We start from the raw sequence: 23698 nt of genomic DNA, 5'->3' as shown, positions 1-23698 counted from the left end.
CGACGCGGATGATCCCGGACGCACTGACCTCATGACCGAAACCAGCGATCAGCAGATCCGGTTTCTGGCTCGGCTGGGTGCCGCCATGTGCGCGGCCAACTATCCGGTGACCCTGGTGCGGCAGATGCTGGACCGGACGGCAGCGCATTACGGCGTCCGGAACGACGGCATCGCCCTGCCGAACCACGTGCAGGTGGTGGGACCCGCCACCGCCGACGGCACCGTGGTGCGCGGCGCCCGCGTCGACGCCGACCTGCGGTTCGACCAGATCTTCCCGCTTGCGCGGCTGGTGTCCGCCGCGATGGCCGGGCGGATATCGGCGCAGGACGGCGAAAGCAGCCTGGATGACATCCAAGGCGCCGCCCGCCGCTACCCGGCCTGGGTGACGGTCATTGGCTACGGAATCCAAAGTGCCGGACTGTCACTGGTGCTGGAGCCGACCCTGTTGAACGTGCTGGCGGCGCTGTTGCTGGGCGCGATGGTCGGTGGATTCCTGGTAGCGAGCCAGCGCGTACCGGCGCTCGCCCAGTTGGTGCCCGCGATCAGCGCCTTCGCCGTCGCCTCGATCTGCATCGTGGCGGCATTGAGGCTGGACCTCGATCACGTCGGGCTGCGTGCGCTGATACCGCCGTTGGCCGTCTTCCTGCCGGGCGCGGCTATCACGCTGGCCGTCATCGAATTGACCTCACGCGACGTGATCGCCGGGACCAGCCGCCTGATCGCGGGGTTCGTGCAGATCATCCAGTTGGCATTCGGGATTCTGATCGCGTCCCAGCTGCTCGGCCTCAGCGAGGATCAGCTCAGCTCGGAGGCGGTCAATCGCATCGGGCCGTGGGCACCCTGGTTGGGCGTTGCGGTGTACGCCGTCGGAGTGATGCTCTTCTTGGCGCCGCCGGTGTCGTTTCTGCCGTGGCTGGTGCTGATCACCTTCACCGCGTACACGGCGCAGTATCTGGGCGACCTGGTGCTGGGCAGCTATGCCAGCGGTTTCTGTGGCGGGTTGGCACTGACGCTGGTGGCGCTGGCTGCGTCGCGCATGCGCACCGCCCCGCCTGCGATCACCATGATCCTGCCGGGGTTCTGGCTACTGGTCCCGGGATCGATGGGGTTGATCGGTGTCACCGAATTGTTCGGGGCAGACGGGGATTCGGCGTTGCCGGCGACCTTGATCTCGATGATCTCGGTCGCGTTCGGGCTGCAGGCAGGCCTGGTGCTCTGGCAGGTGATCAGAAGGAGGCCCGCCCGGTGACCGCCGAGCATCTGGGCCAGATCGCCGATGCCGTGGTCCTGCTGGCCGACGGTCAGCTCGGGATCCGGTAACCGGCCAGGTAGTGCAAGGTCGGCGCGGCCGCTTCCCGTGCCGCGTACACCCGGTAGGACTCCTCGGTCAGTAGCGCCTGCACCCGGTCGTCGCCGAAGCCGCGGTCGATGCGATCACGGATGAAGGCCAGCTCGACCACCTGGGTCGCGAACGCCTTGACGTTCTTGCCGGCGGCCTTGCCGCCATGCCGGGACGCTTCGCCGATCGCCAGCTTGCGGTTGCGAATGCTGCCCAACCAGCTCGCCTCGTTGGCGCTGATCAGGTTCGCGGCCACCATGGTCGGCAGCTTGGCGGCGACCACCTGCTGCTCCCGACGCCGGCTGCGCACCGCGAGCCAGATCGCCAACCCGAAGATCGGCATCATCCACACCAGGTAGACCAGGAAGTAGGCCTCGATACCGATCACCGAGGACCCGTTCCACAATGCGTGCATGATGACCGCAGCGGCATAGCCGGCGACGATGCAGGCGATCCTGCCGATCAGGTGGCGCTGCTTGAGCGCGAAGTAGACCCCGACCGCGAGCATCGACAGGAACAGCGAGTGGGCGAAGGGCGCCATGATCAGGCGCAGGGCCGCGGTGAACAGGGACGCGGCCAGGTCCTCGCCGTTGGCGATGTAGAGAATGTCCTCGAACCAGGCGAAACCCGCGCCGACGAGGCCCGCGTACACCAGGCAGTCGGTCAGGGAGTTCAGTTCATAGCGGCGCCTGCCGGTCATCATGATCAGCAGGAACAGCCCCTTGGCGGCCTCCTCGATCAGCGGGGCCCGCAGCGCGGTCGATTCGAAGCCTTCCGGCAGCCCCGGGGTGGGCAGGAAGACCGCGTCGGCCCACAGCTCGAGGGCCAGCGAGAGAATGATCGCGACGGACGCGCCCCACAGGAAGGCCAGGATCAGCAGCCGCGGAGGTTCGGGCTCCCAGCGGTCCAGCCACAGATAACAGGCCACGACCACCGCGATCGCGATGCTGGAGAGCACGAATCCGATGGTGGTGCCGACCGGATTCGTCGCGGTCAGCAGGATCATCAGCAGGCCGACAATGACGCTGAGACCGATGATCACCGCCAGGGGCGCCCCGACCTTGCGGACGGTCGGCGGCCAGGTCGGCAGCTGGGGGTGCGGAGGTGGCGGCATCGCGGACACCTGAGGAGGGTAACCAGGGACGGGCTTCGGGGACCGGGTTTGTCCAGCGTGTACCCGTTCTAGTACCCTTGAGCAGTACCTGTGTGCCCAGTCTCGATCCGGGCCCCGCGGGCACACCGCACTTCGGGGCACTCATGCTGAACAGCCCTGTGTGCAGCACAAATACACACTCTGTCCCTACGATTAAAACTGTCCGGAGCAACCCACCACATGCCAAGTCCCTCCGTTACGTCCCCGCAAGTTGCCGTCAACGACATCGGCTCTGCGGAGGATTTCCTCGCCGCCATCGACAAGACGATCAAGTACTTCAACGATGGCGACATCGTCGAAGGGACCATCGTCAAGGTGGACCGCGATGAGGTCCTGCTCGACATCGGCTACAAGACCGAAGGTGTCATTCCTTCGCGCGAACTCTCCATCAAGCACGACGTCGACCCCAATGAGGTCGTTTCCGTGGGCGATGAGGTCGAGGCCCTCGTTCTCACCAAGGAGGACAAAGAAGGCCGCTTGATCCTGTCCAAGAAGCGCGCTCAGTACGAGCGCGCCTGGGGCACCATCGAGGAGCTCAAGGAGAAGGACGAGGCCGTCAAGGGCACCGTCATCGAGGTCGTCAAGGGCGGCCTGATCCTCGACATCGGCCTGCGCGGCTTCCTGCCCGCGTCGCTGGTCGAGATGCGCCGGGTCCGCGATCTGCAGCCGTACATCGGCAAGGAGATCGAGGCCAAGATCATCGAGCTCGACAAGAACCGCAACAACGTGGTGCTCTCGCGCCGCGCGTGGCTGGAGCAGACCCAGTCCGAGGTTCGCAGCGAGTTCCTCAACCAGCTCACCAAGGGTGCCATCCGCAAGGGTGTCGTGTCCTCGATCGTCAACTTCGGCGCCTTCGTCGATCTCGGCGGCGTCGACGGCCTGGTGCACGTCTCCGAGCTGTCCTGGAAGCACATCGACCACCCGTCCGAGGTCGTCACCGTCGGCGACGAGGTCACCGTCGAGGTGCTCGACGTCGACATGGATCGCGAGCGGGTTTCGCTGTCGCTCAAGGCGACTCAGGAAGATCCGTGGCGCCACTTCGCCCGCACGCACGCCATCGGCCAGATCGTGCCGGGCAAGGTCACCAAGCTGGTGCCGTTCGGTGCGTTCGTGCGCGTCGAAGAGGGCATCGAGGGTCTGGTGCACATCTCGGAGCTGTCCGAGCGCCACGTCGAGGTCCCGGACCAGGTGGTCCAGGTCGGCGACGACGCCATGGTCAAGGTCATCGACATCGACCTGGAGCGCCGCCGCATCTCGCTGAGCCTCAAGCAGGCCAACGAGGATTACACCGAGGAATTCGATCCCTCGAAGTACGGCATGGCCGACAGCTACGACGACGCGGGGAACTACATCTTCCCCGAGGGCTTCGACGCCGACACCAACGAATGGCTGGAGGGCTTCGACAAGCAGCGCACCGAATGGGAGGCCCGGTACGCCGAGGCCGAGCGTCGGCACAAGATGCACACCGCGCAGATGGAGAAGTTCGCCGCAGCCGAGGCGGAGGAAGCGGCCCGTCCGTCGACCTCCAGCAGCTCGTCTCGCCCGGAGGGTGAGTCCGCTGGTGGCTCGCTGGCCAGCGACGCTCAGCTCGCCGCACTGCGCGAGAAGCTCGYGGGCAACGCGTAACAAAGACACTCAAACGCCCGAGTGAAGCCGCGCAGCACGTCCTCACGGATGTGCTGCGCGGTTCTTTTTGTACCTGCTAGGGGAGCGGCATGCTGAGGATCGGACTGACCGGAGGAATCGGGGCAGGCAAGTCGAAGGTGTCGTCGACGTTCAGTGACCTCGGCGGCATCGTCGTCGACGGAGACGTCATCGCCCGCGAGGTGGTCGAACCAGGTACCGAAGGCCTGGCCAAACTCGTCGACGCGTTCGGGCGGGACATCCTGCAGGAAGACGGTGCGCTCAACCGCCCCGCGCTGGCGGCCGTCGCGTTCAGCGACGACGAGAAGCGCCAGACGCTGAACGGCATCGTGCATCCCCTGGTCGCKCACCGTCGGTCCGAACTGATCGAACGCGCGGCCATGGACCAGGAAAGTCCAGTGATCATCGAGGACATCCCGCTGCTGGTCGAGTCGCAGATGGCGCCGATGTTCCCGCTGGTCATCGTCGTCAACGCCGATGCCGAACTGCGCGTCAAGCGGCTCATCGAGTATCGCGGTTTCACCGAGCAGGATGCCCGGGCCCGTATCGCCGCGCAGGCCACCGAGGAACAGCGTCGCGCCGTCGCCGATGTGTGGCTGGACAACTCGGGCAGCGCCGGCGCGCTGGTGGAGCAGGCCCGTGGCCTGTGGCATGACCGCATCCTGCCGTTCGCACACAACGTACGGCTCGAGCGACCGGTGCACGTCGACCCGGCCGTGGTGCCGTCCGATCCCAGCTGGCCGGATCAGGCCCGCCGGATCGTGGCCCGGCTGCAGACCACCTGCGGGCACCGGGCCGTCCGCGTCGACCACATCGGTTCCACCGCGGTGCCCGGATTGGACGCCAAGGATGTCATCGATGTCCAGGTGACCGTCGCGTCGCTGGAGGTTGCCGACGAACTCGCCGACGGGTTACTGGCCGCGGGGTATCCGCGGGTGGCCGCCATCACCGCGGACAACCCCCATTCGGCCGACACCGCCGTGTGGCACAAGAGGTTCCACGCTTCGGCTGATCCCGGTCGACCGGCCAACGTGCACATCCGGGTCGACGGCTGGCCGAATCAGCAATTCGCGTTGTTGTGCGTGGACTGGCTGAAAGCCAATCCCGGTGTGCGGCAAGACTATCTGGCGGTCAAGCGGGCCGCCCTGGGCGCGCCCGATTATGCCGACGCCAAGGAACCGTGGTTCCTCGATGCGTATCACCGCGCCTGGGAATGGGCCGAAACCACCGGCTGGCGTCCCTGACGCCGACCCGTCACGCGGCGGGCACGGCCTCCGACGCGGGCTGCGGCGGGTAGTCGGGCGTGCCGGTCTCCGGCACCGGCAGGCCGCTCGCCGGATTGTCCAGTGGCGCACCGCATTGCAGCACTCCGTACAGCGGGTCATCCTTGGCGCGGAACAGCCGTGGGGCGATGAACTGGTCGGCCTGCGCGACGATCTGATCGTCGACCAGGATCTCGCAGTGCAGGTTCGAACCGTACGGCCACTGGATGGAGAGCTCCATCCCGGCCAGATTCGGATCGGACATCACCGTGTTCACCTCGAATGTCTGACCGGGCAACATCGTCGGCTGTTCGCTGTTGACGTTGTGATCGTCGGCCTTGTAGGCGACGATGGCGCCGCGTGAGGTGCCGTCCGCGCGCGCCCGGTAGGTGACGTTGTGCAGCAAGCCGGGTGCCTGCTCGGACACTTCGGGCTGAGCGGGTTCGACATCGGGTTCGGCGTAAGCGGGTGCGGCGACCGTCTGGGCCGCGAACAGCAATGCGGCTGCCACGGCAGCCGTCACCCCTGCGCGCCTGGCGACACTCATGATCGCGACTTTACGCCCGCCAGGTCAGCGCCACATCATGCACGGTCAGCCAGCGATCAAGGTCATAGTCGTGCCGGGCCAGGCCGTCCACTGTGGCAACGGCCGTCGCGACGGCCCGTTCGGCGCTGGCCGCATCCAGCAGACCCTCCGAGACCGCGGCGAACAGTTCGTCGACATCGGTGAGTTCCACGTCGCGGCCGGTGCGCAGCACCAGATCCAGGTAGTGGTCCTCGGAGTGCCAGCGTTCGGCACCCGCGGTGTAGCGCCCGATGTCGAGGTAGAAGTCCTGATCACGCTCGTAGCCCGGGTTGAAGTGGAAGACCGTGGCCCGCAGGTTCAGCGTGGGCAGCAGCCAGGTCTCCAGATAGTGGAACTGCGCCCGCCCGGGTGCCGGCCGGGCCATGTAGAGGCCCCAGGGATACACGGTGAATTCCTCGACATCGCGCACGACGCCCTTGGGGTCGGTGTTGGTGCGCGCTCCGAGATCGAATGTCTCGCGTTTCGGTGGGTGCATGTCACCGCTGCCTGCGCAGGTCGAGCACCCGCGGCCCCTTGCCGGCCGGCCGCGTCATCAATCGCAGCACGGCGCCGATCACGATGCTCACCCAGCAGCCGGTCCACATCAGGTCGGCGGCCTCCAACCAACTGCATTGATGCGAAGGCCTCAGTCCGCCGTCGCCACATGTGGCGCCCATTCGTGCGGCGATCTCGGCGGGACCCGGCCACACCAGCAGGACCGCGCACGCCAGCCCCGCGACCAGCAGGATCAGCCCCATCAGGCGTAATGCGATGCGCGCGGGTTCGGGCACGGCGTCACCGTAACGTGCCCGCGGCGCCGGCGGGGAATGAACTTGTCGGACCACGCGCTTAATCTGGAGACCATGGCTTTCGCGACCGAACACCCCGTGCTGGCGCAGTCGGAGTATCGACCTGCCGCCGATGCCGTCGACGGCGTGGTGCGTGCCGGTGGGCACTTCGAGGTGGTCAGCGAGTACCAGCCGGCCGGGGACCAGCCCGCCGCCATCGCCGACCTGGAACGCCGGGTGCGTGCCGGGGAGCGGGACGTCGTGCTGCTGGGCGCCACCGGTACCGGTAAGTCGGCCACCACGGCCTGGCTCATCGAGAAGCTGCAGCGCCCAACCCTGGTGATGGCCCCTAACAAGACACTGGCCGCGCAGCTGGCCAACGAACTGCGGGAGATGTTGCCGCACAACGCCGTCGAATACTTCGTGTCCTACTACGACTACTACCAGCCGGAAGCGTACATCGCGCAGACCGACACCTATATCGAGAAGGACAGCTCGATCAACGACGATGTCGAGCGGCTGCGGCACTCGGCGACCTCGAGTCTGCTGTCCCGCCGCGACGTCGTGGTGGTCGCCTCGGTGTCGTGCATCTACGGCCTGGGCACCCCGCAGTCGTACCTGGACCGGTCGGTCGAGCTGAAGGTGGGCGACGACGTGCCCCGCGACGGGCTGCTGCGCCTGCTGGTGGACGTCCAGTACGACCGCAACGACATCTCGTTCACCCGCGGCTCCTTCCGGGTGCGCGGCGACACCGTGGAGATCATCCCTGCCTACGAGGAACTGGCCATACGCATCGAGTTCTTCGGCGACGAGGTCGAAGCGCTGTACTACCTGCACCCGCTCACCGGCGATGTGGTGCGCCAGGTGGATTCGGTGCGGATCTTCCCGGCCACCCACTACGTGGCCGGGCCGGACCGGATGGCGACGGCAATCTCCAGCATCGAAGCCGAGCTCGAGGGCCGACTGGCCGAGCTGGAAGGCCAGGGCAAGCTGCTGGAGGCCCAGCGGCTGCGGATGCGCACCAACTACGACCTGGAGATGATGAAGCAGGTCGGGTTCTGTTCGGGCATCGAGAACTACTCCCGCCACATCGACGGTCGCGGCGCCGGAACGGCGCCCGCCACGCTGATCGACTACTTCCCGGAGGACTTCCTGCTCGTCATCGACGAGTCACACGTCACGGTGCCGCAGATCGGCGGCATGTATGAGGGCGACATGTCCCGCAAGCGCAACCTGGTGGACTTCGGCTTCCGGCTGCCGTCGGCCGTCGACAACCGCCCGCTGACCTGGGAGGAGTTCGCGTCCAGGATCGGTCAGACGGTCTACCTGTCGGCGACGCCCGGCAATTACGAGATGGCCCAGGCCGGCGGCGAGTTCGTCGAGCAGGTGATCCGCCCGACCGGGCTGGTCGATCCCCAGGTGCACGTGAAGCCCACCAAGGGCCAGATCGACGATCTGATCGGCGAGATCAGGCTGCGTACCGAACGTGACGAGCGGGTGCTGGTCACCACGCTGACCAAGAAGATGGCCGAGGACCTCACCGACTACCTGCTGGAGATGGGTATCCGGGTGCGCTACCTGCACTCGGAGGTGGACACGCTGCGCCGCGTGGAGTTGCTCCGGCAGCTGCGCCTGGGCGAGTACGACGTGCTGGTCGGCATCAACCTGCTGCGCGAGGGGCTCGACCTGCCGGAGGTGTCGCTGGTCGCCATCCTGGACGCCGACAAGGAAGGCTTCCTGCGCTCCCCGCGCAGCCTGATCCAGACCATCGGTCGCGCGGCCCGAAATGTGTCCGGCGAGGTTCACATGTACGCCGACAAGATCACCGACTCGATGCGTGAGGCGATCGACGAGACCGATCGTCGCCGCGCCAAGCAGATCGCCTACAACAAAGCGCATGGCGTCGATCCACAGCCGCTGCGCAAGAAGATCGCCGACATCCTCGATCAGGTGTACCGCGAAGCCGATGACACCGACGCCACCGTGGACGTCGGCGGGTCGGGACGCAACTCGTCTCGTGGCCGCCGGGCCCAGGGTGAGCCGGGCCGCGCGGTCAGCGCCGGAATCGTCGAGGGACGTGATACCGCGAACATGCCACGCGCTGAACTGGCGGACCTGATCAAGGATCTCACCGAGCAGATGATGACGGCCGCCCGCGACCTGCAGTTCGAGCTCGCCGCGCGTATTCGCGACGAGATCCAGGATCTGAAGAAGGAACTGCGCGGTATGGATGCCGCCGGCCTGAAATAGGTCCTTGAACTCAACAGCGGTTGAGCTTCTAGGTTGAGGGTGTGACCGACACTCAAGCGTTGACCGGCGGCAGCTGGCGTGAGCTCCTGGGAGCCAAACACCTTGGCGCCGCGACGGTTCTGGCCGGTGGCGTCGCGCTCTACGCCACCAATGAGTTCCTCACGATCAGCCTGATGCCCAGTGCGGTCGCCGAGATCGGCGGGCAGCGCTACTACGCGTGGGTGACGACGGTCTACCTGGTCGCCTCGGTGGCCGCTGCGACCACCGTCAGCGCCACCCTGGCGCGGGTGGGCCCGCGATCGGCGTACCTGGGCGCGCTGACGGTGTTCGCCGCGGGCAGTGTGCTGTGCGCGGTCGCGCCGACCATGGAACTGCTGCTGGTGGGCCGCATGGTGCAGGGCGCCGCCGGGGGATTGCTCGCCGGTCTGGGCTACGCCGTCATCAATACCGCCCTTCCCCGCGCCGTGTGGACCAGGGCGTCGGCCCTGGTGTCGGCGATGTGGGGAGTGGGCACCCTGCTGGGACCCGCCGCCGGTGGGCTGTTCGCCCAGTTCGCCTCGTGGCGTTGGGCGTTCGGGGCGCTGGTCATCCTGACCGTGGCGATGACCGTGCTGGTGCCGCTGGCGCTGCCCGGACGTTCGGGGACTGTCGGCACGAGCGTCATTCGCATCCCGGTGTGGTCGCTGGCGCTCCTCGGCGCGGCTGCGCTGCTGGTCAGTGTGGCCGCGATCCCGTCCGACCTGGTGCTCACCGGGGCACTGCTGGCGGCGGCAGTGGCCCTGGTGGTGGTCTTCCTGGTGGTCGACCGTCGCCACGCCGCCGGGGCGAGCGTGCTGCCGCCCACGGCGTTTCGGCCGGGACCACTCAAATGGGTGTATCTGACGCTCGGCCTGCTGATGGCGGCGACCATGGTCGATATGTACGTGCCGCTGTTCGGGCAGCGGCTGGCTCACCTGGCGCCGCTGACCGCAGGATTTCTCGGTGTCGCCCTCGCCGTCGGCTGGACGGTGAGCGAGATCGTCAGTGCGTCCGTGGACCGGCGCAGCGCGGTGGTGCGCATCGTGTTCGCGGCGCCGTTGGTGATGGCGGTCGGGCTGGGTGGCGGCGCGCTGCTGGTGCGGGACGGCATGCCGGGCTGGCTGGCACTGCTCTGGGCGCTCACGCTGGCGGTGACCGGGATCGGGATCGGGATGGCGTGGCCGCACCTGTCGGTGTGGGCGATGAGCGGTGTCGACGATCCGGCTGAGGGACCGGTGGCGGCCGCCGCGATCAACACGGTTCAGTTGATCTGTGGGGCGTTCGGAGCCGGCGTGGCCGGCGTCATCGTCAACCAGGCAGCCGGCGATGCCGCGGCCGCACGCTGGCTTTTCTCCGGTTTCGCGGCACTGGCGGTGATCGGCGTCATCGCCTCGTGGCGTGCGGGCGGTCGAAGCCCGCGATGAGTCTGGGGGCCACCCGCGGTCTGCACATCAGGGTCCCTACGACTTCCCTGAGGAGCATCAATGTCGCCGAGCGCCGGATATCCCGACGTCGTATCCCGAGAGCACTGGTTGCAGGCGCGCCTGGAGTTACTGGCCGCCGAACGGGCGGCCACCCATCTGCGTGACGCCGTCAACGCAGAGCGCCGGCGACTTCCGATGGTCAGGGTGGACAAGGACTACGTCTTCGAGGGCGCGGGCGGCCCGGCCCGGCTCATCGATCTCTTCGAGGGCCGTCGGCAGCTCTACGTCCATCACTTCATGTGGCTCGATGAGATCGACCAGGGGTGCCCCAGCTGCACCGCTGCCGCCGATCTGACCTTCACCGCATCCGACCGGACTCTGCTGAACGCGAAAGACGTCACCTTCGTGTGTATTTCGCGCGCCCCATACGCCAGCATCGTGCGTTACCGGGATGCGCACGGTTGGACATTTCCGTGGTACTCGACCTGTGATGGTGATTTCAGCTATGACTTCCACGTCACGCTGGATCCGGAACGTGCTGAGGTGCAGTACAACTACAAATCGCACGACGAATTGCGCCGGGACGGCTGGACCGAGTTCGACCTACGCGGTGACTGGCCCGGCGCGAGCGTGTTCCTGCGCCGCGGAGACGAGGTCTTTCACACCTATTCCACCTATGCACGGGGTCTCGACCACACGGCGGTCGGTTACCCGTTCCTGGACCTGACGCCCTATGGCCGCCAGGAGCCGTGGGAGGACTCGCCGTCGGGGTGGCCGCAGGGCGGGATCGCCGCGGGGATGCCGCACCAGTAGCGGCCCAGCGAACTTTCCCACATTTCAGGACGACGCCTCGTGGAGGTCGTCGAACCTCTCAGTTGACACCTGTTGTCTGCCGCGGATAGCGAGACGGCTGTCCGTTGATCGGCGGACCCGCGCAGAATTTGCTGGAGGGTCAAAGCAATGAGCTGGCCTGGGCTGCTGGGATTCGGGTCAACCGGTGTTGCGCACGAGAGCAATGAGCGCTAGCTGGACTGTTGCGGTGGCAGGGGCTGGCGGGGAAGTCGCCGGCGCGCGCTCGCCCTGCCTTCACGTGTTTGCTACAACTGCAATTCCGGGAGCATTTTCCGATATTACGGGTCGGTAAATTGTTTGCCTCGAATTCGATTTGCGCGACCATTCTGAGAATGGTTATCTTACCGGCAGGTAAGTTACGCAAATATCCGCCGCAAGCGCTAATTTCCTAGCAGTGTCAGCCCTGACATTGTCCGGTGTCACAGCGCGAGAATTGGGTGATCAATATGTGGAGATGCGTCCCACTGTCGGTGCGGGGTATCGCGAACAGGGCGGTAATCGGTGTGACCGCCGCAGCGCTGGTCGCGGCCACCGGTAGCCATTTCGTGATGCCTGAGGTGAAACACGTCGTCTCGTACGACGTGATGAACGTGGCAGCGATCGACGAATCTCCCACCACGATCGGCATCGCCGACTCGAACATCTATTTCACCGACAGTCTCGACGAGGTCAAGCACCGCCTCGACCTGATCGAGTCGCTCGGCGTGGGCAATGTCCGACTCCTGGTCCCGTGGATGTTCATCCAGACCCAGGACCCGCTGGGCGGTCCGGTCGATTGGCAACAGGATCTGGACTGGGCGAAACTCGACCAGATCGTCCAGGAAGTCGAGAGCCGGGGATTGGGCATTCTCGGAGTTCTCCAGTGGTCGCCGGACTGGGCCACGTCGGGCGACACGGGAGTCGGTCATCCCGACAATGTGCAGGACTACGCCGATTTCGCCACGGCCGTCGCACAGCGGTACGGCAGCGCAATCACCTCTTATGAAGTGTGGAACGAGCCGAACGCATCGTTCTTCTTCAATCCCGTTGATCCGGTGGCCTACACCAATCTGCTGAAGGCGACCTACACCGCACTGAAACTGGTCGACCCGAACATCACGGTCATCGGCGGTGTGGTGGGCGCCGGCCTCACCTGGGGCGACATCACAATGAACCCGGTCGATTTCGTGCAGGCGATGTATGACGCAGGCGCCGACGGGTTCTTCGATGCGCTGTCATTCCATCCGTACAACTTCGCGACGCCCTTCTCTGAGCAGGACGACCTCGACTGGCGCGAATTGATGCCGCTGTTCCAGGTCACGAAGATCCGCGAGCTGATGGATCAGCACCTCGCCCCGGGTGAGGAACAACTCAAGATCTGGATCACCGAGTACGGGCTGCCCACGAGTGTCGTGCCGGCCGAGACGCAGCGCGCGTTCCTGACCGATCTGATCAACGCATGGCAATCGTTCTCCGGTGCCGGACCCATTTTCCTTTACTCCATCAAAGACGATTTGAATGCAATCGGTGACGATCGATTCTTCGGCATATTCGATGCGGATGGGAATTTCAAAGGCAGTGCACAGGCATTCGAGGAATTCAAGAAGCTGATCGACTGCCTCGACGGTTGCTCACCGACGAACCCGTCCAACCCGCTGGCGGGGCTGGTTCAGTTCCTGCAACAGGTCATCACACAGGTGCTGAGTTTTGTGCCGAATCTGGTTGCTGGGGTCGTATCGGCGGTATCGAACCTGATCACATCGATCTTGAACGGGCTGTCCGGGCTCGTGGGTGGATCGGCCGCGCCCGCCGGTCTGGTGGGTGCTTCGCTGCGGTCCGCGTCGGCAACCACCGACGGGAATGTGGTGACCGCTGATGATCTTGAACAGGCCCAGGCGGACTCCGAAACTCCTGCTGCCGAGGCGGCGGTGGAAGAGGTCGCGGTCGCCGAGGACGTTGTCGCTGTCGAACAGGTGGTGACCGAGGAGGTGCCCGTCGCCGAAACCGAGGTGCCGCTGGCCGAGGAGGTCGTCGCCGAGGAGCCCGTCACGGAGGAGCCTGTCACCGAGGTGCCGGTGACGGAAGAGCCCGTCGCCGAGGAGCCCGTCGCCGAGGAGCCCGTCGTCGAGGAGCCCGTCACGGAAGAACCGGTGGTTCAGGAACCGGTGGCCGAGACCCCCGCCGTCACCGAACCGATCACCACCGATGCAGGGACGGACACGTCCGTGGACTCAGCCGGGGCCTTCGAGGGGTCGGCGCCGAAGCTGAGCGATGATTCTGCATCGAAGTCCGCGGATGGCGAGTGGAAGGGCGCCGGCCTGAAGGTGGGCCGTACGGCGCCGAAGACCGGTGTGAGCAGCGGTGCGCCCAAGCAGCGGGAGGCACGCAGCGGCGCGCAGGCGCCGACGGCGTCGCGTGGACGCGCCGGCGCGTCGGGCTGACGCCCCACGCCGATATCAGCACTGGTGGGGGTCTCGGCAGCTGCCGAGACCACCCCACCGGGCCGACGGTCGCGTCAGGCTTGACGACCGGACCTCCCGAGCGCACTGTGATACACATCACGATCGCGTGGCGTCAGGAKGGCGTGGCAGATGTCGACCCGAGATAAATACACCCACATCCCTGAGCCGTTCTCGTGGCAGGTGCCCAGCGTCGGCGATGCACGCTTCACGTGGGAGTACGACGACGGACGTGCCCGGCTGCTTTCCCTGTATCAGAAGGGCAAGGAGAAGCAGTGGGATGCCCAGTCGCGGATCGACTGGAGTCAGGACGTCGATCCGCTGAACCCGATCGGGCTGCCCGATGAGTTCCACCCGCTGTTCGGCAGCCCGATGTGGGACGCCGCCGATGACGCCCGCCGCGCCGAGTTCCGCAGGCACTCCCAGTCCTGGCAATTCTCGCAGTTCCTGCACGGCGAGCAGGGGGCCATGGTGTGCGCGGCCAAGATCGTCGAGGTGGTGCCGGACATGGACGCCAAGTTCTACGCGGCCACCCAGACCATGGACGAGGCCCGCCATGTCGAAACGTTCGCAAAGTTCCTGCAGGACAAGGTCGGAATGGTCTATCCGGTCAATACCAACCTGACCGCACTGCTCGGGGACACTCTGCGCGACTCCCGTTGGGACATGCCGTATCTGGGCATGCAGGTCCTCATCGAAGGGCTCGCGCTGGCCGCTTTCGGGGTGCTGCGTGATCTGACGCCGCCGTCGTCGCTGGCCAAACAGTTACTGGCCTATGTCATGCAGGACGAAGCCCGGCACGTGGCCTTCGGCCGAATCTCGCTGAAGGACTACTACGCCGCGCTCACCACCGCCGAACGTGAGGAGCGCGAGGAGTTCGTGGTGCAGGCGTGCTATCTGATGCGCGATAGGTTCCGCGGCGAGGAGGTGTTCGAAACGCTGGGACTCGATGTCAAGGAATGTTCCGAATGGGTCGAGCATTCGCCGCTGATGATCCAGTTCCGCTCGCACCTGTTCAGCCGAATCGTGCCGATCGTGAAGGACATCGGTCTCTGGGGCGACAAGGTGCAGAAGGCATTCGCGGACATGGGGGTGCTCGACATGGCCACCTTCGACATCGATGCACTGATGAAGGCCGACGAGGATCAGGCCGACGCGTTGGAGAAGGCGCATGCCGAGATGGCGGTCCGGGTCGATGAGGTGAACCAGGCGATCGCGGCGGGCGCGAACTGAGCAGTTCGACGAATAGCAATCAGCGCGATTGCAAGGCTGTACCCGCAGGTACGCCGGTGGCAGATTGTCAGGTGCTGCGGGTGTGGCTGAGTGGCTAGGCACCGGCCTGCAAAGCCGTTTACACGGGTTCGAATCCCGTCACTCGCTCCAGCAATCAGGCCTACGGGCCGACCACCACGAGGTCGTCCCAGATGGCCGTGATCTCGGCGGAACTGTCGCCGATGGCCTCGCGCAGCACGAGCGCGGCGTCCGCGCGCAGCGCGTCCCCGTCCTGCAGATAGGTCCGGTCGCGCTCGTCGGCGCCGATACCGATGAGGTGGATGTGGACCGCCGACAGTGTGCGGTCGGTGACCGTCAGCTGCACGTCGGCGACAGCGGCCGCCACCGACGCCGCCGGCTCGGCCAGTGCCGACGTCAGCAGCTTGGCCAGTGCGATGTGGCTGACGCTGATGCCCGGTCGCGAAGTGCGGATCAACTTGCCCTGCCGTGGCAGCGCCGAAATGCGTTGCGCGATACCGGCGCGCAGCCGGCTCAGTGCGGAACCTGTTTCGGCCCAACGCGGGTCGGCGTCGGCATCCGCCTCGGCAAGTCCGGCGAAACGCCGGGTGGCATCGGCGATCCACGCCGCCGACTCGGCGGTGGCTTCGTAGTCGTCCTCGGCTGCCGTGCTCATGTGTCCTCCAGTCTTACGCACGTGGCTGCTGGTGTACAGCCGGGCGGTTCTCATGGACGAAACTCCTCGAGGGTTGTGGCCAGGCGTTTTCGGGTGCGCTGCAACAGACCTCGCACCGACCCCTCCGTCGTGTGCAGCACCGTGGCGATCTCGGCCAGCGGCAGGTCGTACACCTCACGTAACCACCACGCGGCGCGGGCCGGATACGGCAATCCGGCGAGCTCGCGGTGCAGCGCCGACAGGAAGGCGGCGTGCTCGGCCTGTTGGCCGGGACCCGGCCGGGAATCGACGCTCTCCGGCGCCGAGTCCAGATCGTTCTGGGGTCGCCTCCGCCGCAGGGCGTCGATCGTCTTGCGTGACGCCAGCGAGTACAGCCAGGTACGAAACTTCGACCGGAACGCGAACGTCGGTAATGCCTTCCATGCCGCTATGAAGGTCTCCTGGACGATGTCGTCGCAGTCACTCGACTCGGGATAGGTTTGCCTGACAAATTTCAGCAATGCAGGCGCGTGCCGAACGACCAGCACATCGAACGCAGCGGAATCGCCACGTTGAGCGCGTCGGGCAAGCGTCTCATCGGGCAGCGAGTCCAGCACTCCGGCATGTTGTCCACAAAACGAAGATTCCAAACCAGATGTGTTTTACGTCTCGTGGGCGTGCGCATCGCGCTCCCGGCGGCGTCTAACCCTATGAGCCGGATGAACGCATCCGAGCTGGAAAACGATTGAAGGAGACGCTGATGACCGCCGCAACCCAGTCCCGTGAGGTCAGCTCCGCCGTGCAGTCAGATACCGCAGGCAAGGAACTGGAGAAGCTCGTATCCGACCACGGCGTGACGACCATTGCCGACGTGGTGGTGTCCAAGATCGCGGGCATCGCCACCCGTGAGGTGGACGGTGTGCACGATCTCGGTGGGCAGGCTGCGCGGGTCGTCGGGAAACTTCGCGAGACTTTGCCGGGAAGCACCAGTCTGACCCAGGGTGTCAGCGTCGAGGTGGGCGAGCGGCAGGCCGCCGTCGACATCGGCATCGTCGCCGAGTACGGCGTGGCCATCCACGATCTGGCCGAAGGCATCCGCAACAACGTCATCTCCGCGGTCGAGAACATGACCGGCCTCGAAGTGACCGAGGTGAACATCACCGTCCACGACGTGCATTTCGCCGAAGACGAGGATGGCGCGGCGATCACGGCCGATGCGCAGCCCCGGGTCCAGTGACACCGGGTGAGCGGATCGATCGCGTCATCGCGGCGGTATCTGCCGTGGACGGCGTGATCGGTCTGCATTCCGGACCGGGCGTGCCCGCCACGTACCTGCCGGGACGCATCGTCGGAGGAGTCCGACTGGACGGCACGAGCGGCAAGGTGCACGTGATCCTCGAACTCAGATCCGCCCTGCTGGAAACCGCGGAGCGGGTACGGGACGCCGCCAGCACCGCCGCCGGAGTGCCCGTCGATGTCGTCGTCGGAGATGTCGCGGCACCCCCATCAACCTCACCCACGATCAACACATAGGAGAAGCAATGACCGGAAAGTTTCTGCTACCAGGAGTTTTCGCCGGGTTACTGCTGGCCATCGCCGCCGTCACCGGCGGACTGATCGGATTCCTGCTGGCACTCGTCCTGGGTGCCGCAGGTGCGGCGGTAGGTGCGCACCTCGATGGAACGGTCGACCTGACCGCCCTCGGCCGTCGGTCCGGGCGCTGACGTGACCAGCGATGTGGTGGCGCCGCTGCCGGCCGCACGCGGGCGCACCGTCATCGACGACCGCGTCCGACGGCAGCTCATCGAGCGCGCCGCACTCTCGGTGCCCGGGGTGCTGGCCCGGCGCACCATGGTTCCCGGGCGCACACTGCCCGCCGTCACCCTCGGCGGCGACCGGGGAGCCGGGACCGTCGACGTCCAGATAGCCGCCGCCTGGCCGGTCGAAGGGGCCGCGGTGCTGGACGCGGTGCGCGCGGCGGTGGCCGGCGAGCTCGCGGCCACCCTGGCCGAGCACCCCGACCGTGTCGAGGTCACCGTCACCCGCGTCGAATCCGATCGCACGCCGGCCCAGGTCGCCGACGCGTACGACGACGATCCGGGCGCCGGCCCGATCGAGGTCCGGCACCGCCGGTTCGCGCCCCGCCGCGCCGCCACCGCCACCTACAGCGGGGTGCTGATCGCTGTCGGACTCATCGCCGCGGGTGCGGTGGCGATCCGGGAAGCGCTCACCTCCGCCGATCCGTGGATCGCTCCGGCGCTCCGGTGGGCCGCGGGTCTGCAGTGGCAATGGTGGGTCTGGCCGCTCGCGGTGGCCGCCGCGGTGGTGGGGTTGGTGCTGCTCGTCGCCTCGGTGACACCACGGCGCCGTACGCACGTCTCCGTCGGTGACCACATCTGGGTACCGCGGAGCAAGGCCCGCGACTGGGCGTTCCCCGACGGCGAGACCGTTCACCTCGACAGCGCAGGAGAAGCTCGATGACACCTTGGATGCGGGCGACAGACCGGGTCATCACCGCAATGTTCGCTCTGATTCTGCTGGCCGGATCGGCGGTGGTGATCGGCTACGGCCTCGATGTGACATTCGCACGCGAGGTCGCGGCCCGGATCGACGTGTCGGCGGTGGGGCGGGCCGCCGAATGGCCGTGGTGGTCCCTCGCGCTGGGCACCGGCGGCGCGGTCGCCGTACTCATCGGTGCATGGTTGTCGCTCATGCACTTCCGGCCACGGTCGGTGCGAGCGATGGAGACCGAGCACGTCGGCGCGGTGGATCTGGCGCGCGTCGCCGATGCCGCGGCCGAGGATCTCGCCCGGCACCCTGCGGTGCAGTCGGCCAAGGCCGCGACCCGGACGGCGAATGGGCGGCCGACAGTACGTATCACGACAGATGTGCCGCCGACCACGACACCCGCGCAGGTTCGCCGGCTGGCACGGCACTGCGCCGAGGACGTGCGGCGGGCAGCGGACACCGATATCGAGTTCCAACTGCTGGTGCGTCCGGTGCCGGCCGACAAGGTGAAACCGAAGCCGGCCTGAACAACAGCGGAGGCAACATCTTTCGGTGCCGGTACTGCGGCCCGGCCACCGTCCGCTGCGGTCAGGCCTCCGGCGTGCCCCGGGCGAAGCGCCACAGGTAGCGCGGGAGCACGCGTGCCGGTACCCCGCGCGGCCAATCGTCGGTGCGGAAGAACGCATCCGTCCCGCCATCGACGAAAATGACGCTGCCGCAGAGAAAGTCGGCGGAGTCCGACAACATGAACGTGATCCAGTCCGCCAGCTGGTCGGCTGCACCGAACCCGCCGACGGGAATCGGGAACCTGCGCACGGCCTTGCCCTCCATGGGTTCGGCGAGCTGAGCTTCCAGCAGTGGCGTCATGATGGCGCCCGGTGCGAGCGCGTTCAGCCGGATCCCGGCGCCCGCCCATGGCGGCGTCACCGCATTTCGGCGCACCCACCGGCTGACCGCGATCTTGGAAGCCGCGTACATCAGCGCCGAACCGCGTCCGCCGAGTAGGCGAAGGCTGCGGACCGCCATGTCCGGGTCGTGCGCGAGCAGGGCGTTGATGGTGCGGCGAGGCACCATCGGCACCGTGGTGGTGGAGTTGCTGGCGATCACGACCACTTTCGCCCGGTTCGCCGCGGCCAGCGCCGGACGCCACGCCATGAGGGGCTCGACGACGCCGAGGAAGTTCACCTGCGCGATCAGCCGATTGCGATCGGCGCCGGACCCGGGACCCAGGCCTGCCGCGAGCACGGCCCCGTCGAGCACGCCACCTGCCGCCGCGAGCACCTCGTCTGCCGCGGCACGTCGCCCTGCGGGTTCGGAGAGGTCTGCGATGATGTCGGCATCCCTGAGATCGACGCCGATGACCCGATGACCCCGCGCGGTGAGCTGACGAGCCGCCTGTGATCCCATGCCGGAAGCCGATCCGGTGATCGCGTAAGTACCGATACCTCACAACATAAGTGACATCCGTCGCGTCATCCGTATCGGGTTGACCCGGCTCACTCCCAGGCCCGCGTGCGGCCCGCAAACACCGGCGACGGGACCGTCACGTTGCTCACTGATCGCCCGCGGGTGCGCACTTTCGGTCTAGCATCAACAGTCGAACAGCGCCGACGAGACAGCGCCGGACGCGCCGCGTGTGGTGAATCGACCCCATGGCCGTCCAGCAACGCGTTAATGTCTCGGGTGGCTTAGCAATCGACACTGGGAGGGCATGAATGAGCGCCTATCGGACCGTGGTGGTCGGCACGGACGGATCTGATTCGTCGCTGCGTGCGGTGGACCGGGCCGGGGAGATTGCCGGAGGGTCGGGTGCGCGCGTAGTCATCGCGACCGCCTACTTCCCGCAGAGCGAGGATCATCACGCAGCCGATGTCCTCAAGGATGAGGGCTACAAGGCGACCGGCAACGCACCGATCTACGCGATCCTGCGCGAGGCGACCGATCGGGCGAAGGCCGCCGGTGCCACCGAAGTGGTGGAAAAGGCTGTCGTCGGCGCCCCCGTCGACGCGCTCGTCGAGCTCGCCGAGGCCGAGAAGGCCGACCTGCTGGTGGTCGGCAACGTCGGTCTGAGCACCATCGCGGGCCGCCTGCTCGGGTCGGTGCCCGCCAATGTGGCCCGCCGATCGAAGATCGACGTGCTCATCGTGCACACGTCCTGACCTTCGTCAGACTCACCCGCCGAGGCCCGGCGTCACCCTCACCGGTGGCGCCGGGCCTCGGTTTTTGGCGCGTGCGGGTTGATCTTTACAAATAGGCKCTCAAGTGTCACGGTGGTCGGGTGGACTTCTCCCGGGTCGAGCTGTCAGCCGAGGATGACGCATTCCGGCAGGAGTTGCGCGGCTTCCTTGCCGGGGTCGTCACCGAGGAGGTGCGGCGCCGAGACCGGGAGACCGGCGAGAACTTCGACGAGACAGTGCATCTGGCGCTCGGGGCGGCAGGCTATCTGGCCGCCGATTACCGGTCCGAGGTCGACGGTGGCTTCAGCGCCGTGCGCCGGCGCATCTGGGAACTGGAGATCGGCCGCGCCCGCACCCCGTGGTTCCATTGGGGCACAACGGCGATGGTCGCGAAGTCGGTGCAGGCCTTCGGTGCGCCAGAACTGGTGGCCCGGATACTGCCCGGAGTGCTCTCCGGCGAGCTGCGGCTCTGTCTGGGCTACACCGAGCCCGATGGCGGCTCGGACGTGGCAACCTGCAAGACACGTGCGACGCGAGAAGCGGATGGATCAGCGTGGATTGTCAATGGCTCCAAGATGTTCACCTCGAATGCCCAGAACGCCCAGTACGTCTTCCTGATCACCAACACCGACCCGGCCGCGCCGAAACATCAGAGCCTCACCATGTTCCTGGTGCCCATGGATGCGCCCGGCGTGGAGATCCAGCCCATCCGCACGGTCGACGGTGACCGCACCAACATCACCTTCTACACCGACGTGCGGGTCGACGACGAGTACCGCATCGGGGAAGTGAACGGAGGCTGGTCGGTGCTGCGCGAGGCGCTCAACGCCGAACACGGCACCATCGAGCGCGAGGCCGGCGGCCTGCAGAAGATCGCCACCATGACCGAGCACATCCTGTTGACCGCCGATGCCGTCGACGGTGTTGCCCGCATCGTCGCGCCCGATCACCGGTTGGGCCGTGCGGTGGCGCGCCTGGAGGCGGCCATGAGTGCATCCGACATGTACGGCCGGGTCGCCATCGCACAGACCATGCGTGACATCGCGCCCGATCTGATGGACCTGCTCGGCCCCGCGGGTACGTTGCCGGTCGACACCCCGGGGGCCGCCGACAACGGGGGAGCCGAGCACATCTTCAGGCTGGCCGGCCCGACCGGTATCTACGGCGGAACCCTGGAAGTCTTCCGCAACATGATCGCGCAGCACGCTCTCGGCCTGCAGCGGCCGATTTACGCTCCGCCGAAAGGAGTTCGATGAAGTTCGCGTTCACCCATCCGATGCACAGCCATCCCTACAACCCGGAACTGGTCAACGGCGCCGGTGTGGCGGCGGTGGCCGCAGCCGCCGAAGCCGCGGGGTTCGGTGGGTTCGGTTTCACCGATCATCCCGCGCCGACCCAGCGATGGCTGGACGCCGGCGGACACGACGCCCTGGATCCCTTCGTGGCCATGGGATTCGCTGCGGCGCACACCACCACGCTGCGGCTCATCCCGAACGTGGTGGTACTGCCCTACCGGAACCCGTTCGTCGTCGCCAAGGCCGGTGCGACGCTGGATCTGCTCTCGGGCGGCCGATTCACCCTCGCCGTCGGAGTGGGCTATCTCAAGCGCGAATTTGCTTCGCTCGGTGTTGATTTCGACGAACGCGGCGCATTGGTCGAAGAGGCGCTGCAGGTCATCAGGGCGGTCTGGAGCGCAGATGACATCAGCTTCGAGGGCAGGCATTTCACCGCCGCAGGCATCACCGCGCACCCCCGGCCCACCTCGCCGCCGCCGATCTGGATCGGCGGCAACACCGCCGCGGCACGTCGCCGCGTCGCCGAATACGGTGACGGCTGGTGTCCGTTCCCGGCGGCCGGCGTGCTGGCCCAGACCGCGCGGACCGACCCGATGGATTCGCTGGAGACCCTGACCGCGGGAATCGAGGATCTGCGCCGGCGCCTCGACGGGGCGGGCCGGGACCCGGCGACGGTGGACATCACCTTCAGCAACGCCGTCGGTGGGGTGCCCGGTACCGAGTCCTTCGACGCCTCCGCGTATCTGGGCGGTGTTCAGCAGCTCGCCGATCTGGGGGTGACCTGGATTCAGGTCCAGGTGCCCGGCGACAGCCTGGCGCACGCGACCGACGTCATCGCCCAGTTCGGTGAGCAGGTCATCGCGAAGCTCTGACGCTCACCAGCCCATCGATCCGGGAATGCCCTTGAACGGCCCGGTGACCCAGCTGGTGATCCAGCCGCCATAAAAACCACCCGGCTGGGGAAGGACGTCTTCGCCGTTGACCGTGCAGCGATCAACCGCGGCGGCCATCACCGCGAGAGCCCCGGTCAGCGGCGCGAACCCGGCGGTCGGTGACAGGTACGTCCACGCCGCCCGTGGCGCCACGGTGTCCCCGGCGACCAGGTCGAAGTAGGCGGCCTGACCCTTCCATTCACACCACGACGAGCCGGGGGCGGCCCGCAGCGCGCCGGGAAGGAAGGCCGCCCGCGGCAGGTAGTACGTGGGCGGATGGCTGGTTTCCAGCACCCGCCAGCCACGGTCCGTCGACGCGATCCGTTCGCCGCCGAGGTCGATGGTGATCGAGCCGCGGAACTCCTCGAGTCGCGGCGGGCGCGGGTAGTCCCAGACAGACTCCTGGCCGGGGCCGGGTTTGTCGGGCGCGGGTCTCACCATCCGCGTTGTTTCCACTCGGCCAGGTGCGGTCGTTCGGCGCCCAGGGTGGTGTCGTCGCCATGGCCGGGGTAGATCACGGTGGAATCCGGGTATACGTCGAACACCTTGCTCGACACGTCGCCGAGCAGCCGGTCGAAGTCACCGTCCTTCCAGGTCTTGCCGACCCCGCCGGGGAACAGGCAATCCCCGGTGAACAGATGGGTGACCTCACCGTCGGCGCCCTTGAGGGCGAGAGCGACCGAGCCCTCGGTATGACCTTGGAGGTGAATGACGTCGAACGTGAGTTCGCCGACGGTGACGGTGTCGCCGTCGGCGAGGATGCGGTCCGGGGTGACGGGCAGCGGTTCGGCGTCCAGCGCATGCGCCGCGGTCGGGGCGCCGGTGGCCTCGGTCACGGCCTGTAGGGCCTGCCAGTGGTCGTAGTGCTGGTGGCTGGTCACGATGAGCGCGATGTCGGGGGCGTGTTCCCTGATCAGCTCGACGAGCTGGTCGGCGTCATTGGCGGCGTCGATGAGCAGGGTTTTTCCGGTCGAGGAACACGAGATGAGGTAAGCGTTGTTGTCCATCGGGCCGACCGAAGCTTTGACGATGGTCGCTGCGGGCAGGGTGCGCCGTGCCGCGGTACCGGGCTCGACATGGCCGGTGTAGTTCTCGACGAGGGCTGTCATTCGTCCCACGCTATCCGGCTCGACTCCGGCTTGTCGGTGGGTGCACCTAGCATTGGCCG

The 23698-nt window shown here is 66.8% G+C and carries 26 protein-coding genes and 1 tRNA gene; 17 read left to right on the top strand and 10 right to left on the bottom strand.

Annotated features, from left to right (window positions below; translation table 11 throughout):
- The first annotated feature begins 31 nt into the window (after nucleotides 1-31).
- Nucleotides 32-1249: a threonine/serine exporter family protein gene (locus tag AC1DTF_RS17785; RefSeq protein ID WP_057167963.1), complete on the top strand. Its 1218-nt coding sequence runs from the start codon at nucleotides 32-34 to the stop codon at nucleotides 1247-1249.
- Nucleotides 1250-1301: 52 nt separating this feature from the next.
- Here AC1DTF_RS17785 and AC1DTF_RS17780 read toward each other — a convergent pair whose 3' ends face one another.
- Nucleotides 1302-2453, bottom strand: coding sequence for a PrsW family intramembrane metalloprotease (locus AC1DTF_RS17780; RefSeq protein WP_477475016.1), 1152 nt, complete (start codon nucleotides 2451-2453; stop codon nucleotides 1302-1304).
- Between the two features lie 219 nt (nucleotides 2454-2672).
- On the opposite strand from AC1DTF_RS17780, the gene rpsA reads away from it, so the two are divergent.
- A complete protein-coding gene (rpsA, locus tag AC1DTF_RS17775) occupies nucleotides 2673-4118 on the top strand; it encodes a 30S ribosomal protein S1 (protein WP_477475006.1) in 1446 nt (481 codons plus the stop codon).
- Between the two features lie 89 nt (nucleotides 4119-4207).
- Nucleotides 4208-5380 (top strand): dephospho-CoA kinase, encoded by a 1173-nt coding sequence (gene coaE, locus AC1DTF_RS17770; protein ID WP_477475005.1) that lies wholly within the window; start codon nucleotides 4208-4210, stop codon nucleotides 5378-5380.
- Nucleotides 5381-5390: 10 nt separating this feature from the next.
- Here the strand turns inward: coaE and AC1DTF_RS17765 are convergent, their stop codons facing one another.
- Genes AC1DTF_RS17765 through AC1DTF_RS17755 form a run of 3 tightly spaced genes read right to left on the bottom strand, consistent with a single transcriptional unit; the run spans nucleotide 5391 to nucleotide 6754 of the window.
- A complete protein-coding gene (locus AC1DTF_RS17765) occupies nucleotides 5391-5945 on the bottom strand; it encodes a hypothetical protein (protein ID WP_477475004.1) in 555 nt (184 codons plus the stop codon).
- A 10-nt stretch (nucleotides 5946-5955) separates the two neighbouring features.
- Nucleotides 5956-6459, bottom strand: a complete 504-nt coding sequence (locus AC1DTF_RS17760) for a ribonuclease FAU-1 family protein (RefSeq protein WP_082614212.1) — start codon at nucleotides 6457-6459, stop codon at nucleotides 5956-5958.
- Nucleotide 6460: 1 nt separating this feature from the next.
- On the bottom strand, nucleotides 6461-6754 hold the full coding sequence (locus AC1DTF_RS17755) for a hypothetical protein (protein ID WP_477475003.1): 294 nt from the start codon (nucleotides 6752-6754) through the stop codon (nucleotides 6461-6463).
- Between the two features lie 72 nt (nucleotides 6755-6826).
- On the opposite strand from AC1DTF_RS17755, the gene uvrB reads away from it, so the two are divergent.
- The 3 genes from uvrB to AC1DTF_RS17740 are packed head-to-tail and all read left to right on the top strand — an operon-like array spanning nucleotide 6827 to nucleotide 11256.
- On the top strand, nucleotides 6827-9001 hold the full coding sequence (gene uvrB / locus AC1DTF_RS17750; protein WP_057168024.1) for an excinuclease ABC subunit UvrB: 2175 nt from the start codon (nucleotides 6827-6829) through the stop codon (nucleotides 8999-9001).
- 41 nt (nucleotides 9002-9042) lie between these two features.
- Entirely contained in the window at nucleotides 9043-10443 is a 1401-nt protein-coding gene (locus tag AC1DTF_RS17745; RefSeq protein WP_477475002.1) for an MFS transporter, read from the top strand.
- Nucleotides 10444-10503: 60 nt separating this feature from the next.
- Nucleotides 10504-11256, top strand: a complete 753-nt coding sequence (locus AC1DTF_RS17740; protein ID WP_477475001.1) for a DUF899 domain-containing protein — start codon at nucleotides 10504-10506, stop codon at nucleotides 11254-11256.
- A gap of 436 nt (nucleotides 11257-11692) precedes the next feature.
- Here AC1DTF_RS17740 and AC1DTF_RS17735 read toward each other — a convergent pair whose 3' ends face one another.
- Nucleotides 11693-11938, bottom strand: a complete 246-nt coding sequence (locus tag AC1DTF_RS17735) for a hypothetical protein (RefSeq protein WP_477475018.1) — start codon at nucleotides 11936-11938, stop codon at nucleotides 11693-11695.
- On the opposite strand from AC1DTF_RS17735, the gene AC1DTF_RS17730 reads away from it, so the two are divergent.
- The 3 genes from AC1DTF_RS17730 (at nucleotide 11844) to AC1DTF_RS17720 (ending at nucleotide 15116) form a co-directional block, all read left to right on the top strand.
- A complete protein-coding gene (locus AC1DTF_RS17730; protein ID WP_477475015.1) occupies nucleotides 11844-13715 on the top strand; it encodes a cellulase family glycosylhydrolase in 1872 nt (623 codons plus the stop codon). The two genes, AC1DTF_RS17735 and AC1DTF_RS17730, sit on opposite strands and share 95 nt — an antisense overlap.
- Before the next feature lie 150 nt (nucleotides 13716-13865).
- Nucleotides 13866-14966 carry a ferritin-like domain-containing protein gene (locus AC1DTF_RS17725; RefSeq protein WP_057167972.1) on the top strand — a complete coding sequence of 367 codons (1101 nt, stop codon included), beginning with the start codon at nucleotides 13866-13868 and terminating at the stop codon, nucleotides 14964-14966.
- Between the two features lie 76 nt (nucleotides 14967-15042).
- Nucleotides 15043-15116, top strand: a tRNA-Cys gene (locus AC1DTF_RS17720).
- A 10-nt stretch (nucleotides 15117-15126) separates the two neighbouring features.
- On the opposite strand, the gene AC1DTF_RS17715 is transcribed toward AC1DTF_RS17720, so the two are convergent.
- Entirely contained in the window at nucleotides 15127-15639 is a 513-nt protein-coding gene (locus AC1DTF_RS17715) for a hypothetical protein (RefSeq protein WP_477475000.1), read from the bottom strand.
- A gap of 50 nt (nucleotides 15640-15689) precedes the next feature.
- The gene (locus tag AC1DTF_RS17710; protein WP_156409213.1) at nucleotides 15690-16235 is read right to left on the bottom strand and encodes an RNA polymerase sigma factor; all 546 of its coding nucleotides are present in this window, start codon (nucleotides 16233-16235) and stop codon (nucleotides 15690-15692) included.
- A 143-nt stretch (nucleotides 16236-16378) separates the two neighbouring features.
- Between AC1DTF_RS17710 and AC1DTF_RS17705 the strand changes: the two genes are divergently transcribed.
- From AC1DTF_RS17705 to AC1DTF_RS17685, 5 genes are read left to right on the top strand one after another with little or no spacing between them, the layout of a single operon-like run.
- Nucleotides 16379-16855, top strand: a complete 477-nt coding sequence (locus AC1DTF_RS17705; RefSeq protein ID WP_057167975.1) for an Asp23/Gls24 family envelope stress response protein — start codon at nucleotides 16379-16381, stop codon at nucleotides 16853-16855.
- Nucleotides 16852-17151, top strand: coding sequence for a hypothetical protein (locus AC1DTF_RS17700; protein WP_057167976.1), 300 nt, complete (start codon nucleotides 16852-16854; stop codon nucleotides 17149-17151). The genes AC1DTF_RS17705 and AC1DTF_RS17700 overlap by 4 nt, the downstream gene beginning before the upstream one ends.
- Nucleotides 17152-17159: 8 nt before the next feature.
- Nucleotides 17160-17342, top strand: coding sequence for a hypothetical protein (locus tag AC1DTF_RS17695; protein WP_057167977.1), 183 nt, complete (start codon nucleotides 17160-17162; stop codon nucleotides 17340-17342).
- A gap of 1 nt (nucleotide 17343) precedes the next feature.
- Nucleotides 17344-18099, top strand: a complete 756-nt coding sequence (locus AC1DTF_RS17690) for an Asp23/Gls24 family envelope stress response protein (RefSeq protein ID WP_477474999.1) — start codon at nucleotides 17344-17346, stop codon at nucleotides 18097-18099.
- Nucleotides 18096-18653, top strand: coding sequence for an Asp23/Gls24 family envelope stress response protein (locus tag AC1DTF_RS17685; protein ID WP_477474998.1), 558 nt, complete (start codon nucleotides 18096-18098; stop codon nucleotides 18651-18653). The genes AC1DTF_RS17690 and AC1DTF_RS17685 overlap by 4 nt, the downstream gene beginning before the upstream one ends.
- 61 nt (nucleotides 18654-18714) lie before the next feature.
- Here the strand turns inward: AC1DTF_RS17685 and AC1DTF_RS17680 are convergent, their stop codons facing one another.
- Entirely contained in the window at nucleotides 18715-19569 is an 855-nt protein-coding gene (locus AC1DTF_RS17680) for an SDR family oxidoreductase (protein ID WP_477475014.1), read from the bottom strand.
- 272 nt (nucleotides 19570-19841) lie between these two features.
- On the opposite strand from AC1DTF_RS17680, the gene AC1DTF_RS17675 reads away from it, so the two are divergent.
- The 3 genes from AC1DTF_RS17675 (at nucleotide 19842) to AC1DTF_RS17665 (ending at nucleotide 22470) form a co-directional block, all read left to right on the top strand.
- Complete coding sequence (locus tag AC1DTF_RS17675; RefSeq protein ID WP_057167981.1) at nucleotides 19842-20285, top strand: universal stress protein; 444 nt, start codon at nucleotides 19842-19844, stop codon at nucleotides 20283-20285.
- A gap of 119 nt (nucleotides 20286-20404) precedes the next feature.
- Nucleotides 20405-21559, top strand: a complete 1155-nt coding sequence (locus AC1DTF_RS17670; RefSeq protein ID WP_477474997.1) for an acyl-CoA dehydrogenase family protein — start codon at nucleotides 20405-20407, stop codon at nucleotides 21557-21559.
- Entirely contained in the window at nucleotides 21556-22470 is a 915-nt protein-coding gene (locus AC1DTF_RS17665) for an LLM class F420-dependent oxidoreductase (protein WP_477474996.1), read from the top strand. Before AC1DTF_RS17670 ends, AC1DTF_RS17665 begins: the two co-directional genes overlap by 4 nt.
- Before the next feature lie 3 nt (nucleotides 22471-22473).
- Here the strand turns inward: AC1DTF_RS17665 and AC1DTF_RS17660 are convergent, their stop codons facing one another.
- Nucleotides 22474-22971 carry a DUF427 domain-containing protein gene (locus AC1DTF_RS17660; protein WP_477474995.1) on the bottom strand — a complete coding sequence of 166 codons (498 nt, stop codon included), beginning with the start codon at nucleotides 22969-22971 and terminating at the stop codon, nucleotides 22474-22476.
- Nucleotides 22965-23639: an MBL fold metallo-hydrolase gene (locus AC1DTF_RS17655; protein WP_477474994.1), complete on the bottom strand. Its 675-nt coding sequence runs from the start codon at nucleotides 23637-23639 to the stop codon at nucleotides 22965-22967. The genes AC1DTF_RS17660 and AC1DTF_RS17655 overlap by 7 nt, the downstream gene beginning before the upstream one ends.
- Nucleotides 23640-23698: the final 59 nt, after the last annotated feature.

This window comes from Mycobacterium sp. P4_H6, from assembly GCF_056400845.1.
The sequence above is the reverse complement of the archived record's forward strand: the minus strand, read 5'-3'. Positions and strand labels throughout refer to the sequence as shown.

Coding starts and splice junctions, on each gene's coding strand:
- uvrB (WP_057168024.1), top strand. CDS start 6,827: ATGGCTTTCGCGACCGAACACCCCGTGCTGGCGCAGTCGGAGTATCGA.
- AC1DTF_RS17695 (WP_057167977.1), top strand. CDS start 17,160: ATGACCGGAAAGTTTCTGCTACCAGGAGTTTTCGCCGGGTTACTGCTG.
- AC1DTF_RS17725 (WP_057167972.1), top strand. CDS start 13,866: ATGTCGACCCGAGATAAATACACCCACATCCCTGAGCCGTTCTCGTGG.
- AC1DTF_RS17715 (WP_477475000.1), bottom strand. CDS start 15,639: ATGAGCACGGCAGCCGAGGACGACTACGAAGCCACCGCCGAGTCGGCG.
- AC1DTF_RS17655 (WP_477474994.1), bottom strand. CDS start 23,639: ATGACAGCCCTCGTCGAGAACTACACCGGCCATGTCGAGCCCGGTACC.
- AC1DTF_RS17765 (WP_477475004.1), bottom strand. CDS start 5,945: ATGAGTGTCGCCAGGCGCGCAGGGGTGACGGCTGCCGTGGCAGCCGCA.
- AC1DTF_RS17780 (WP_477475016.1), bottom strand. CDS start 2,453: ATGCCGCCACCTCCGCACCCCCAGCTGCCGACCTGGCCGCCGACCGTC.
- AC1DTF_RS17785 (WP_057167963.1), top strand. CDS start 32: ATGACCGAAACCAGCGATCAGCAGATCCGGTTTCTGGCTCGGCTGGGT.
- AC1DTF_RS17665 (WP_477474996.1), top strand. CDS start 21,556: ATGAAGTTCGCGTTCACCCATCCGATGCACAGCCATCCCTACAACCCG.
- AC1DTF_RS17730 (WP_477475015.1), top strand. CDS start 11,844: ATGCCTGAGGTGAAACACGTCGTCTCGTACGACGTGATGAACGTGGCA.
- AC1DTF_RS17685 (WP_477474998.1), top strand. CDS start 18,096: ATGACACCTTGGATGCGGGCGACAGACCGGGTCATCACCGCAATGTTC.
- AC1DTF_RS17740 (WP_477475001.1), top strand. CDS start 10,504: ATGTCGCCGAGCGCCGGATATCCCGACGTCGTATCCCGAGAGCACTGG.
- AC1DTF_RS17675 (WP_057167981.1), top strand. CDS start 19,842: ATGAGCGCCTATCGGACCGTGGTGGTCGGCACGGACGGATCTGATTCG.
- AC1DTF_RS17705 (WP_057167975.1), top strand. CDS start 16,379: ATGACCGCCGCAACCCAGTCCCGTGAGGTCAGCTCCGCCGTGCAGTCA.
- AC1DTF_RS17760 (WP_082614212.1), bottom strand. CDS start 6,459: ATGCACCCACCGAAACGCGAGACATTCGATCTCGGAGCGCGCACCAAC.
- AC1DTF_RS17660 (WP_477474995.1), bottom strand. CDS start 22,971: ATGGTGAGACCCGCGCCCGACAAACCCGGCCCCGGCCAGGAGTCTGTC.
- AC1DTF_RS17735 (WP_477475018.1), bottom strand. CDS start 11,938: ATGTTCGAGTCGGCGATGCCGATCGTGGTGGGAGATTCGTCGATCGCT.